Source organism: Deltaproteobacteria bacterium (assembly GCA_023382265.1).
In the GTDB taxonomy this organism is placed as follows: Bacteria; JAMCPX01; JAMCPX01; order JAMCPX01; family JAMCPX01; genus JAMCPX01.
In genome coordinates, this window is the sequence record JAMCPX010000056.1 from 21,151 (window position 1) to 34,573 (window position 13,423).

Here is a 13,423-nt window from a genome sequence, read left to right on the forward strand (position 1 = left end):
ATATGGATTTTGAAGCGGAGTACGGAAGTATTGTAGCGAACGACAAAAACGCTCAGGAGGTTCTTGTTAAGGGACGGGAATTCAGGGAAAGATATATAAACCCTGTGGCAGATGAGATTGATAAGAAAATGCTTTTGGACCCTCATTATTCCCCTGATGATATAATAAAGAACGGGTGCGATTACGGGTTCCTCAGCCTACCGATTCCCGAATTTATTGGCGGGGGCGGCAAGACAATTCTTCACAGTGCAATATTGCTTGAGGAGTTGTGTGCTGGATGTTCAGGTATAGGCAATATCTTTGGAGCACATTATCTCGGGCTGTCAGGCTTGATACTTGGTATGGATATAAATCAATATGACAGGTTTCTTTACGAGGTCGTGCAAAAAGAAAAGCAGGGTAAACCTGTTATCTTTTCAGCAGCAGTAACAGAGCCTATGGCAGGAACAGATGTTGAGGATGCTGAATTTCTTCCAAAGGCAAAACTTGTGACATTTGCAAAAAGGGTAAAGGGAGGCTATGTCCTCAACGGTAGGAAGGTATTTATAAGCAACGGGAGCATAGCAAAATATAACGTTGTAATATGCGCGCTTGAGAAAGACAGACCGTTAGAAACCTGGACCGGGTTTACAATCCCGGCAGATGCCAAAGGCTTTTCAGCAAGCAGGGTTGAATTGAAGATGGGACAAAGGGCTGCTCATGCTGCTGAGCTGGTGTTTGATGATTGCTTTGTACCGCGGGAAAACAGAATAGGACTTGAAGGTAAGGGCATGAAGATGACGGAGGTGATCCTCGGTGCATCCAGAGCACCCGTCGCTGCTATTGCAACAGGCATTGCAAGGGGTGCGTACGAAAGGACCCTGGAATTTGCGAAAAACAAGAAAAGCGGGGATGGAAGATTGATTGACAAACAATGGGTGCAGATGGCACTTGCCGATATGTACGCCAAGATACGGATCGCAAGGTACTCATATCTTGAGGCGGGCAAATTTTTCGATGACAATATAACCTCTTCGCTCATGGGTCATAAGATGATTATAAATCCGGTAATGAGGTCGTTGGGTATTATAAGCAGGACAGGCATTGGCATGAAGATCACATCATCGGATGCATTTAAAAAAATCACGACCTGGTATGTGGAGAAAAAAATAAAAAGTGTTTTGGCATATACATCACTTGGTCTGTCCTCACTTTCCAAATTTTCATGTGCAGATACTGCGATCAATGTCTGTCTTAACGCTCTTGAGATCATCGGCAATGAAGGTGCAGAGGAAAGAAATATTGTGGAAAAATACCTCAGGGATGCGAAATTAACGCAGATATATGAAGGTACAAACCAGCTTAACAGGTACACCGTGTATAAAAAACTTATCAAGGGTGACTAATGAGGGAGAAATATGAATATTGATGAGATGGACATTTTTCTAAGCTCAGTGGACAGGTTTATGAAGGCGGGAATAGCTCCGTATATAGATGCCATGGATCTTTATCCTCAGAAGGATCGACCCTTTGATGTTTATGATAAGCTGATAAAATCCGGTGTCATGAATATAGAAGAAATGGGTGAAGAGCTCCACAATCCAGGCAATATAGTAAGGCTACTGTTTACCATATCGGGATACTGTGCCGGAATTGGGGCATTTGTAGGCTACACACTGGCAGGCGAGATGTTAAAAAAAAGGTACGCACCGGAGCTTGTTAACAAAGGCACTGTAGGCATATGCATGTTTGAAGAGCGGGACATTAATATTGAATATGGTAAACCGGATTTCCATGCGGTGTTTAGCAATGGAGTTGTTAATGGGACAAAAAAATCCATTATCATGGGTGGTGATGCAAGTTTTTATGCGGTATTTACAAAAGGCGAAGACGGCTACTATCTTGCATGGATAGACAGACATGCAAAAAATATGAAGTTATCACAGCCTGCCGGATTGCTCGGTATAAGAACGGTTTCATGTATTGATGCGGCATTTGAAGCAACTCCTGTGATATCAGGAACAAAAGACGGACTTGATGCTTTATTATACGCCATTGCCATACTCAGCCTTTTTAATTCGGCCTGTGCATATGCAACAGCGGGTGCAGGGCTTAAAAAGGCATGGGAGTATACGGAACAGAGATACCAGGGCGGCTGGATGATAGAGAATTACGATGCAATAAAGCTTATGTACTCAAAGAATAAAGCCTTAATAGAATCTTCAAAAACGGCAATACTGTCTGTGGCAGACAATTTTGAAACCAGCCCTTCGAAATCCATGCAGGAATTCATCCGGGTAAAGATCAGTGCTACAGAGAATGCCGTGAAAGCCCTGCTTGATGCAATACAGATGCACGGCGGTTATGGTTATATGAGGGATTACGGCATCGAGAAAAGGTTCCGTGATGCTGTTACGCTTTCGCTCTTGCCGGTTGATAACACAAGGCTTTCGCTCATGCTTACAAATTCAGTAAGGAAGTAAAAGCATATTTTTACCACCAGAACGGAATTTTTGGAATTATTCCCCTTTGGGGGAGGCTATGTCACAATGGTCATTGCGAGGAATTGAAACGGCCGAAGCCTGACCGGGGTGGCATATTTACTTCTCTGCCAAGGGTGGCTGGCACCCATCCATGGAATGTACCGGGTATTTGAAAACGTCTGCATTTGTGGTTTAATCCTTTAGCAGTTTTCTTGCTATCATGAGCCTCTGAATTTCCGATGTACCCTCGAATATTCTGTATGCCCTTATATCTCTGAACATACGCTCTACTTTTGTCTCTTTCATAAAGCCCATACCACCAAAAACTTGCATAATCCTATCCGCAACCTTAAATGCAGATTCCGTTGCAAACAACTTTGTCATACTTGATTGCATCCGTATATCTTCACCTTTATCAAAACTGTATGCAGTATCGGCAAGCATTCTGTCTGCTGCATAAAGTTCTGTTGCACTATCGGCAAGCATCCACTGAACGGCTTCAAATTCTGCAATAGGTTTGCCAAATTGTTTTCTCAGTTTTGAATACTCAACACCCATAGATAAAAGCCTTTCACCTATTCCAATTGCAGAGGCTGCTGCAGATAGCCTGCCCTCATTTAATGTTTTCATAGCAATCTTAAATCCTTCGCCGATATTACCAACCACATTCTTATCGGGAACAAAACAATCATCAAATATTACCTCTGCCTGCAGCCACCCTTTACCGCCCATTGTATTATGAATATTCCCTATGCTGTGTCCCTTTGTCCCTTTTTCCACAATGAATGCCGTTATACCGCCTTTTGCCCTTTTTTCTTTATCGGTAACCGCTATAACAGTGAATATGTCAGCAATAGGTGCGTTTGTTATAAAGTGTTTCATGCCGTTTAATATCCATCCGCCATCCGTTTTCCATGCCGTTGTAGCAATTGAAGACGCATCAGAACCTGCACCAGGTTCTGTTAGAGCAAATGCGGCTATAGCTTCACCCGATGCAAGTTTTGGGAGATATGTTTCTTTTTGCTTAACCGTTCCATTATTTATGATTGCCATTGAGCCTATTCCATTGTTTACGCTCATAATCGCCCTTATGGCATCATGCGATTTGGATAGCTCTTTTAATACATAACAATAATCCAGGAGATTCATGCCCGACCCGTTGTATTGTTCAGGGATTCTTAAACCGAACAATCCAAGGGATTTCATTTTATTCAGGAGCGATTCCGGGAGTTTACCCGACTCTTCTATGGCATCTTCAACAGGCAGGCATTCGTCTCTTACAAATTTTTTTGTAACCTCTAAAAAATGCATTGCTTCTTGTGTTATTCTTTCATCCATACGAAAGTTTTATTGTTTCTCCGGTCATTTTATTGGCTGGGGGACTAGGATTCGAACCTAGATAGGCAGATCCAGAGTCTGCAGTCCTGCCATTGGACGATCCCCCAAGGAATAAGGTTTTATATAGTGATTGCAGTATTTATTGTCAATAATAATCCCAATGGCTGCAGTTATAACTTTATATGCAGTATGATAAATTCTATGATAAGATTGAAATGATAAAATACCTTAAAGGAGGTTTTTATGAAAAAGGTACTTATAACAGGGGCAACGGGATTTATCGGCAGTAATCTCCTAACGGCAAACATCTCAAAAGGCAATCATGTCCGCGCATTCGTTCTGCCCGATGATCCTGATGAACAGAAACTCAGGGACCGCGGCGTTGAAATCTTTCATGGGGACATAAGGGAATACGATGCTGTAAGAAAAGCTGCTTCAGGTATGGACATTATTTTTCATTGCGCTGCTGTTGTAACCGACTGGGCGCCATGGAAACTCTTTCGTGAAATTACAATCGGAGGTGCAGAGAATGTATGTAAAGCTGCTGTGGACGCAGGCGTATCAAGGCTTGTGGATATAAGTACAAACGATGTTTTTGGCACCGATGAATCCATAATAATGGATGAAACCTGTCCACTTGAACCATGGGGTGAACCTTATCCGGATTCAAAGATTGAAGCAGAAAAGATTACATGGAAATACTACAATGAAAAAAGGCTTCCTGTAACAATGGTTTATCCGTGCTGGGCATTTGGACCTGGTGATAAAACATTCGTTCCGCTTCTTGCCGATTCAATCATCAGGCATGAACTGATATTCTGGCGAAAAGATGTTATCGTCTGGCCTACATACATAGAAAATCTCGTTGATCTTTTATTGCTGATTTCAGAGGATGACCGCGCAGTCGGCAATGGCTATCTTGTGCATGACGGAGAGTCTGTAACACTGCAGGATTTCTGCAAAGGCATAGCCGATACGCTCGGTGTTAAACCTATTAACACGCATATACCATACTTTACCGCCTATGCAGCTGCTGTTATAATGGAAGCACTCTGGAAGATATTTAATATAAAGAAGAGACCATTGCTCACTACGTACACGGTAAAAAACCTTGGTTCACGATTGAAGTTCTCGATAGCAAAAACAGAGCGTGAACTCGGATGGAAGCCGAAGGTTCCATTTAAACAGGGGTTTGCAAGAACAATGGAATGGCTGAAAACACTTGATCAAAAGACCCTAAAACAAAAATAGAACAGTTTGAAGCCTGCCTGTTGATTATTGACAATACTATGGGCGCAGAAATTGATTATACTTTCCGCAGTAATATGTTTCCTCGTTCAAGCCTTTGAATCAATTGCCATTATCAACGCTGATACAAATCTGTACGCGAGATCAACAGCCGCAGGTTGGACGTTTTCGAAAACATCCGTTTTCCAGTGCCAGTTGGGCAATATCCCTTCATCGTCAAATGCCATGATGCTCATTGCCTTATACCCCCTGGACAGCGGCACAAGCGCATCCGTGGACATAGTTGTAAATACCTCCGGTTTGACATTATCAAACCCATTATTCCTGAGCTGATCTGCAATTGCAACCATACCATGATCAGCCGCATACTTTTTCATCATGCCCTCTTCAACGATGTATGAGACGTGCCCTGCACCGCAGTTATCTATGTTTATTATGAGTGAGTCGTTTAATAGTTTCTGGTGATGTTTCACAAAAGATATCATACCCACCATGCCTACCTCCTCTGCCCCTGTTGCGACAAGGTAAAGCTCTGTATCATCAAGTGGTTCTTTTTTGAATTTTTCCGCTATACCTAAAAGTACACCAACACCCGATGCATTATCATTTGCGCCGTGCGTGTAATCACCTGTTATCTCTCTATGAATCAACATAGCAACCGTTACAATCGGATCGATCGCTAAAATTGCGACAAGGAACTTAAGCCATACTACGTGTGTTATCCAGTACATGGCTGTAAGAATGAACATTAAAAAAAGAGATATCACGAGACCTATAAATGTATTTCTGAATCCCCTTACGAACCTTGGTGAGAACATAATGCCTGAACGGGAGGAATCATAATGTGCGGTTACTATTAATCTGTTTTTAATCTCTTTTGCAGCATGTATATAGCCTATTACATTGCTTGATGTCTTTTTGGGTAACAAAAATGCAACAAGCTCAAAAGATGTGTTCTCCAAAAAGAATGTTACAGCTCCTAAGCCTGTAAGCACAATCGCAATAACCGGATGATGCAACAATAAAAAGATCGCTCCGGCCACACTCATAAGATAGATCAATATATAAGGGTAAGAAAAAGATGTTATTGTTTTGAACGGCTCTAATGAATTCTTAATCCCGATGTTATTAAATGTATTTTTTATATAATCTCTTGCCCCGTATTCTCCCTCTGTAGCAGTTCCTCTTTTTCCTATTTTTACGGAGAGATTATAAATGTGATCTATCACCGGCATCATCCCATAACGTGTATCACAACCTTTGCAGCTTGTCTATGCCTTAATAAAGCTTAAGTTCCTCCGTTTTATCTTTGCCTCTTTTGACTTATAGAGCAACGGGAATACGATGATCATTTACCCTGCTTACAAACTCTAATGCGCAAAATCCGTATGATGTCAGTGTTATAAGTTTTTTATCGTCTTCAAACATATCGATCTTGAGGTCTGCAACCTCTGTATTGCAGCACCATAGCTTTTCTCCATCCGGGTCTGTATACTCAGCACCTACAAATGATTCAATCCCGGCACTGATCTCACCTCTAAACCGTATTCTCCCTATCTTAGAGAAAAATCTCCATACAGGGAATGTGCTGCTGCTTTTGTTCTTGAAAAGCTGGATAATGCCGTTAAGGTAATAGTCCCTGTTAAGGCATCTTATAAAAAATAACGTTAACTCCGGACTAAGTTTATTTCGTATCCTTATCCGTGCTGATATGCCTTCAAAGATTGCATCTTTATCCTCAATGAACATGTTTGAGTTTGCCCATGTCCATTCATCTGCATGCTTTGTACCCCATAGATGGGTCTGCTGACCTGGCTCACCGTTGCAGTAATAGGATTTACCGTTAACCTCAACCATACCATGGACCTTTATACTGAAGTTTGGTGATAACACCTTTGTTTTAGCAATCCCTGTTCTATACATAAGCTTATGTGGAAAATGATGGAAAATCTGAAATAACGGCTCAAATCTTATATCCCATTTTATCGTACCTTTTGCACCCTTAATCTCACCCTCTGCTCCTGTCTGAAAAATTAAAGCATCTTTAATCCTTAATGAAAAGCTATCCTTTTTGATCACTGCATCAGAGATTGAGAATGTGTTTTTGATAGCGATGTTGTTTAATGGATTTCGGGAATCAAAGAAGGTGCCCCATAGCTCTGCAACTGTATTACCTTTTAAAGATGCGAGCAGAGTATACCTTAACCAGTAAGCTGTAGAGCTTTCAGTGTGGTTAAATTTTATGTAGTATACTTCGTAGTAGCCTGGTTTACCATTCCACCTTGTTATATTTGCTGCCTCAGCCTCTGAGATCATCATGCTTTACAGTACCTATTTTTAACCTGTAATACAAGTACGACAGCCTGTAAGATTATATTAACTGCATTTTTCCCTATCCACACCTTTACGCCGAGACACGGCTCTCCCTTTTATGCGGATGCCGGCAATAGGCTGAATCAGTCCTATGTCTGAGAAGGGAGGAGGCGGCAGGCGGGGTTATGAAAGTTTTGACTCCCCACTTATCAGCATAGGAATAAAACCCATTGACCCATGCTTTGTCTTGGAAAACGGGGGTGCCAGCCTATTATGTAAGATCGATGCCTCAAAAATCCGACTCAAGCCATGCCGCTGCTTCTCCCGTTATCGGTTTGATTTTTTGTATTTGTGTTAGATCTATACAATATTAATTGTCTTACAAAGATTAAATCTGGGGGTGGACAAGTCAGTTTGTCATCTTGACATGATATACCAAATAAGCGATATATTCTGCAGTGCTGGACTGGAGGGTCAAGATGAATGCTGTTTACCTATTACTCATTGGTCTTGCAATATTTGCCCTTGGTTATAGATACTATTCCGTATTTATAACAGCAAAGGTGCTTGTATCCAATGAGAAAAGAAAAACGCCTGCTTATACAAAAACCGACGGCAAGGATTTTGTACCAACGAACAGGTTTGTACTGTTCGGACATCATTTCGCTGCAATAGCAGGGGCAGGACCTCTAATCGGCCCGGTGCTTGCCGCACAGTTTGGCTTTTTACCGGGTGCTGTATGGATAATCTTTGGTTCTGTGATAGCTGGCGCAGTTCATGATACCGTCATACTGTTTGCCTCTGTAAGGCATGGTGGGGAAGGTTTACATAACATCGCAAGAAGATACATGGGTAAATTAAGCGGCATAACAACTGCTGTAGCAACATTGTTTATCATAATAACCGCACTAGCGGGACTTGCAATAGCGGTTGTTAATTCAATGAATGAAAGCTCGTGGGCAACATTTACAATTGGTTTTACTATCCCTGTAGCATTGATCGTAGGGTGGTACATGAAAAGCTTTAGGCCCAATAAGATTGCAGAAGCGAGTTTTATAGGTGTAGTACTTGTGTTTGCCGGTGTAATATTGGGCAGAGTTTTTCAAGAATCCGGTTCATCTCAGACGCTTATGTTCTCAAGACATCAGCTTGCCATTATCCTTGCCGTTTATGGATTTAGTGCATCGGTTCTTCCTGTATGGCTGTTACTTGCACCAAGGGATTACCTCAGCACATATATGAAGCTTGGAACAATCCTCTTACTTACAATAGGTATTTTTATCGCGCATCCTTATCTTAAAATGCCTGCTTTAACGCAATTTGTACATGGAAACGGGCCCGTTATTCCGGGTAAGGTATGGCCTTACGTATTCATAACCATTGCGTGCGGAGCAATTTCAGGCTTCCATTCACTTATCAGCTCCGGCACAACACCGAAGATGCTGTCCAATGAAAAGGATATAAGGTTTATCGGCTATGGTGCTATGATCACAGAAGGCTTTGTTGCGTTGATGGCACTAATCGCAGCAAGTGTGCTTCCGCCTGGTGATTATTTTGCAATAAACACGCTGCCCCATGTGTTCGCAAAACTCGGTATGCATGATGTTGAGCTCGCTTCACTCTCAAAGATGGTCGGCGAGCATTTAGCGGGCAGGCCCGGAGGTGCTGTTTCACTTGCGGTTGGTATGGCTTATATCTTTGGGAAGATACCGGGGCTAAAAAGCCTCATGTCTTACTGGTATCATTTTGCGATCATGTTTGAAGCACTGTTTATACTTACAACTATTGATGCAGGAACAAGGGTCGGGAGATACATACTTCAGGAATTTAGCGGGAGTCTCATACCAAAATTAAAAGAGATTTCGTGGCTGCCAGGTGTGATAATAACAAGTGCTGTTATATCGCTTTCATGGGGCTATCTTTTATACTTTGGGAGTATAGGTACTATTTGGCCCATGTTTGGTGTTGCCAACCAGTTACTCGCGGTAATAGCTTTAACTATCGGGACAACTTACATCCTAAATCATGCTGCAAAAAAGGTTTATGCTTTAACCACTTTTATACCATTTCTATTCATGTTCGTAGTAACGTTCACGGCAGGGATAGAGAACATCTTCAATATCTATATGCCCCAATCGACCACTCCTGCAAAGATAAATATTATTCTTACCGTATCAATGCTTTTGCTTGTTCTGATTATCGCGCTTGACGGTATAAGAAACTGGATAAAGCTCCTAAACGGCACTGCCATACCAATAAAGGATGACATAGCAGAGGAACCATTACCCGAGGATATAAAAACCTCTCTAAAAAACCTTGATTAAAATTTTTCATCTTGACATTCTATTAAATATTTTATATAAAATGCTGCAGGAGGTATTAAATATGTGGCGTCCTGCACCAAGATAAAAATTGTTTATCAATTAAATGCATGGTTTTAGTTCATGATCTCTTCACCGTTGGATTTCTGTAGCATATTCGGCGGTTAAAGGAATCGTGGAGGGAGGAAAGGGTAGACGTTTAGGTGAACAGGTTATAGACACCTTTGATAATATTAAGGGGTTTGATTGTTCTAATCTTAAAGAGGTGATTGTAGATCATACTGGGTCTCATATAGAATTCTTTATTTGCAAGCTTTTGTACTGTAAGCAGTTCTACGGGTGTCATCTTATCAGGATAGTATACGAGTGAATCTGGTTCGGGATTGAATGTTGAGAAATTTTCCCAATCTTTTCTATTCCATTTGCCCGTTTTTACAAGACCATCGTATATCTCTGTTCCCGGATAAGGTATAAGAATGGCAAACTTCGCAAAATCCAGAGGCAGGCTTTTCGCAAACTCTATAGTTTGTCTGCTCATCTCGGTTGTTTCCCCTGGTAAGCCGAGCATGAATAAGCCTATGGTCTCAAGCCCTGCCCTATGCGCATTTTCAACGCCTGTTCTTACCTCATCGAGCGTATAATTCTTGTTTACGTTTCTTAATAACTGCTCAACCCCTGATTCTATTCCAAAAATAAGTCTCCTGCAGCCTGCTTGTTTTAACATGCTTGCAGTATTATAATCGATGATATCAACCCTTGTCTCTGTAGTCCAGATCACTTTTTGGTTGATGCCGCTGTTTATCATAGCATTGCAAAAATCATTACTATGCTGTTTACTTAATGGAAAGATAGCATCAACAAAGCCTATCTGCTTTACCTTAAACCTATCTATAAGATATTCAAACTCGTCTACCACCTTTGCTACAGCCCTTTTCCTATAAGCTTCTTTTTTGTATGTAATACCGCAGAAGCTGCAATCAAAAGGACAGCCCCTTGATGAAAGCAGTGTAAGAATTGGTTTATCAATGTCAGCAAATGGGAGTAAACCGTATTTATCTACAGGGAAAAGATGCCACGCCGGATAAGGGAGTACGTCAAGATCCATAAGTAATTCTCTGTCCGCATTTCTTATAACATCCTTACCATTCCTGAATGAAATACCTTTTACGTGTTCGGGTACTGTATTGTTTTGATAGGCAGCAACGAGTTCAGACATAGTATACTCGCCCTCTCCATGTACAATTGCATCTGCATACCCGTTGTTAAGAATCTCGTTTGCAAAATAGCTTGCATGTATATTACCCCATACTACTTTTATTGAAGGATCAAAGCCCTTAATCGCCAATGAGATATCTTCGCACTGTTTTTCTGACGGAGTAAGACATGATAGCCCAACAACATCTGGATGCCAGTCTCTCACAGTATTCATAATACCGTTAGCTCCGAATCTATATGCAAAATCATCTATAACCCTGACATCATGCCCCTGCTTCTCAAGCATAGACGCGATATATGCTATACCTATGCACGGCATAGGCTCCAGCAAATTTTTAAATTTACCAAACTTTGAAAAATTTATGGAAGGATTTATGAGTAGAACCTTCATATTGGTTTAATATACGGTTTTTAAAATAATTGTCAAGATGGGTGTAATAGTCTAAGCCTCTGTAACAGCTTTTATAGATCTCTCGATAGAGCTTAAAAGGTGCGAGATCTCTTTTTTTGTTATAGATAGAGGCGGCATTAACACTATAACATCACCGAGTGGCCTTAAAAAAATACCATATTTTCTTGTTTCATAGCATACCCTTGCACCTATCTTTTCCTCATATAAGTATGGCTGCTTTCCGGGTTTATCCCGGACAAGTTCTATTCCGACCATCAAGCCAAGCTGTCTTATTTCACCAACATGCTTTAATATCGCGATCCTCCTCAAACCCTGCTTGAGTTGTTTTATTTTTGGTTTGATTCTCTTTAGGATCTGCTCCCTTTTAAAGAGCTTAAGGTTTGCTATTGCTGCTGAAACCCCGAGTGGATTTGCTGTATATGTGTGACCATGGTAAAAGGTCTTTTTTTCTTTATACTTGCCAATAAAGGCATTATAAATCTCTTCCTTTGTACATGTTGCGGCAACAGGAAGGTATCCTCCTGTTAGACCTTTTGCAATTGCCATTATATCAGGTTTTATCCCTTCGTGCTCGCATGCGAACATCTTGCCTGTTCTTCCAAACCCGGTTGCGACCTCGTCTGCTATAAGCAATATGCCATTCTTTTTTGTAATTGTTCTAACCTTATTCAGATAACCCGCCGGAGACATTATAAAACCTCCAGCAGCCTGCACCATTGGTTCAACTACAAGTCCGGCAATCCTGCCGCGATATTTTGTTATCAATTCTTCAATCTTGTCTGCACATGCAAGTCTACACGAAGGATACTCGAGCCCAAGCTCGCACCTATAACAGTATGGGGATGGGGCTTTTAGGGTTTTAAATAAGAGCGGCTTATACGTTGCGTGAAACAAATCTATACCTCCTACACTTACAGAACCGATTGTATCCCCGTGATATGCATTATTAAATGAAATGAATATATTTCTTTTTGACGTACCTTTATTAAACCAGTACTGCAGGGCAATCTTTATTCCAATTTCAACCGCGGTAGCCCCGCTATCGGAGTAAAATACCCTTGTGAGGCCATCGGGCACAATATCGAGAAGCATCTTTGCAAGAATTATTGCACCTGAATGGCTTAACCCAAGAAATGTGGAATGAGAGATTTTTTTAAGCTGAGATATGATTGCCCGATCTATTTCTTTTTTTCTATGACCGTGAACATTAGCCCATAAGGAGGATACACCGTCAAGATACCTTTTACCATTTACATCGATGATGTAATTCCCCGTGCCCTTTTCTATGATTATTATCTCCTCTTTCTCCCAGTCCTTCATCTGTGTAAAAGGATGCCAGATGAGAGTCTTATCCATTTTAGAAAGTTGTTTATAGGTATAGCCTTTCATATTTATTCCCCGTTTTATCTGCTCTTTATTACACCAATCTTAAAACAATATCCACTTACCGGGCACACAGAGCATCGTGGAGATACAGGATTGCAGATTGCCTGCCCAAGCGACACGAGCAGATCATTATAAATGATCCAGTATCTCTCCGGGAGTGTCCTTCTCAAAGCCATTTCTGTATCATAAGGCGTTTTTGTTCTTACATATCCAAACCTGTTTGAGATCCTGTGAACATGCGTATCAACACATATACCGGGTTTGTTGTATCCGAGCGATATTACGAGATTTGCTGTTTTTCTTCCCACGCCTTTAAGCTTGATCAGGTCGTCAATTGTATCGGGAACCGTGCCGTTGAATTCGTTAATCAACACATGCGACAATAGTTTAATTCTCTTTGCCTTTGTTCTATAAAAGCCAACAGGATAGATCGCATTTCGAATCTGTTTTTCTTTTAGCAGTGCTATTGATTTCACATCCTTAGCCAGGTTAAAAAGTCTTTCAGAAGCACCCAGTGTAACAGCATCTTTTGTTCTCTGACTGAGGATGGTAGATATAAGTATTTTGAATGGATCATGGCATCTACGGCTTATAACCGTAACAACAGGGGCATTCCATGCCTTGTAAGATTTTTTTAGAATATTTATGATCTTGACTATGTCCGGTTTTACCTCTGCCATATAAGATGTCGTCCTTTAAGCATCATCCGCACAACCCTTTTAGTGTTT

At 41.2% G+C, this 13,423-nt stretch carries 10 protein-coding genes and 1 tRNA gene; 4 read left to right on the forward strand and 7 right to left on the reverse strand.

Annotated elements, in window-relative coordinates; translation table 11 throughout:
- Positions 1 to 2: 2 nt before the first annotated feature.
- Together M1381_10120 and M1381_10125 are read left to right on the forward strand one after the other, a co-directional pair.
- On the forward strand, positions 3 to 1,385 hold the full coding sequence (locus tag M1381_10120; protein MCL4479438.1) for an acyl-CoA/acyl-ACP dehydrogenase: 1,383 nt from the start codon (positions 3 to 5) through the stop codon (positions 1,383 to 1,385).
- A 12-nt stretch (positions 1,386 to 1,397) separates the two neighbouring features.
- Positions 1,398 to 2,462, forward strand: coding sequence for an acyl-CoA/acyl-ACP dehydrogenase (locus M1381_10125; protein MCL4479439.1), 1,065 nt, complete (start codon positions 1,398 to 1,400; stop codon positions 2,460 to 2,462).
- 192 nt (positions 2,463 to 2,654) lie between these two features.
- Here M1381_10125 and M1381_10130 read toward each other — a convergent pair whose 3' ends face one another.
- Both M1381_10130 and M1381_10135 read right to left on the reverse strand, forming a co-directional pair.
- Positions 2,655 to 3,800: an acyl-CoA dehydrogenase family protein gene (locus M1381_10130; GenBank protein MCL4479440.1), complete on the reverse strand. Its 1,146-nt coding sequence runs from the start codon at positions 3,798 to 3,800 to the stop codon at positions 2,655 to 2,657.
- 33 nt (positions 3,801 to 3,833) lie between these two features.
- A tRNA-Gln gene (locus tag M1381_10135) sits at positions 3,834 to 3,907 on the reverse strand.
- 136 nt (positions 3,908 to 4,043) lie between these two features.
- Between M1381_10135 and M1381_10140 the strand changes: the two genes are divergently transcribed.
- On the forward strand, positions 4,044 to 5,051 hold the full coding sequence (locus M1381_10140; protein ID MCL4479441.1) for an NAD-dependent epimerase/dehydratase family protein: 1,008 nt from the start codon (positions 4,044 to 4,046) through the stop codon (positions 5,049 to 5,051).
- A gap of 86 nt (positions 5,052 to 5,137) precedes the next feature.
- Here the strand turns inward: M1381_10140 and M1381_10145 are convergent, their stop codons facing one another.
- Together M1381_10145 and M1381_10150 are read right to left on the reverse strand one after the other, a co-directional pair.
- Positions 5,138 to 6,277 (reverse strand): M28 family metallopeptidase, encoded by a 1,140-nt coding sequence (locus M1381_10145; protein MCL4479442.1) that lies wholly within the window; start codon positions 6,275 to 6,277, stop codon positions 5,138 to 5,140.
- Positions 6,278 to 6,371: 94 nt separating this feature from the next.
- Positions 6,372 to 7,367 (reverse strand): hypothetical protein, encoded by a 996-nt coding sequence (locus M1381_10150; protein ID MCL4479443.1) that lies wholly within the window; start codon positions 7,365 to 7,367, stop codon positions 6,372 to 6,374.
- Positions 7,368 to 7,840: 473 nt separating this feature from the next.
- Between M1381_10150 and M1381_10155 the strand changes: the two genes are divergently transcribed.
- A complete protein-coding gene (locus M1381_10155) occupies positions 7,841 to 9,685 on the forward strand; it encodes a carbon starvation protein A (protein ID MCL4479444.1) in 1,845 nt (614 codons plus the stop codon).
- A gap of 196 nt (positions 9,686 to 9,881) precedes the next feature.
- Here M1381_10155 and M1381_10160 read toward each other — a convergent pair whose 3' ends face one another.
- The 3 genes from M1381_10160 to M1381_10170 are packed head-to-tail and all read right to left on the reverse strand — an operon-like array spanning position 9,882 to position 13,375.
- Positions 9,882 to 11,288, reverse strand: a complete 1,407-nt coding sequence (locus M1381_10160) for a B12-binding domain-containing radical SAM protein (protein MCL4479445.1) — start codon at positions 11,286 to 11,288, stop codon at positions 9,882 to 9,884.
- Positions 11,289 to 11,339: 51 nt separating this feature from the next.
- Positions 11,340 to 12,698, reverse strand: coding sequence for an adenosylmethionine--8-amino-7-oxononanoate transaminase (gene bioA / locus M1381_10165; GenBank protein ID MCL4479446.1), 1,359 nt, complete (start codon positions 12,696 to 12,698; stop codon positions 11,340 to 11,342).
- 14 nt (positions 12,699 to 12,712) lie between these two features.
- Positions 12,713 to 13,375 carry an endonuclease III gene (locus M1381_10170; GenBank protein MCL4479447.1) on the reverse strand — a complete coding sequence of 221 codons (663 nt, stop codon included), beginning with the start codon at positions 13,373 to 13,375 and terminating at the stop codon, positions 12,713 to 12,715.
- Between the last annotated feature and the right edge of the window lie 48 nt (positions 13,376 to 13,423).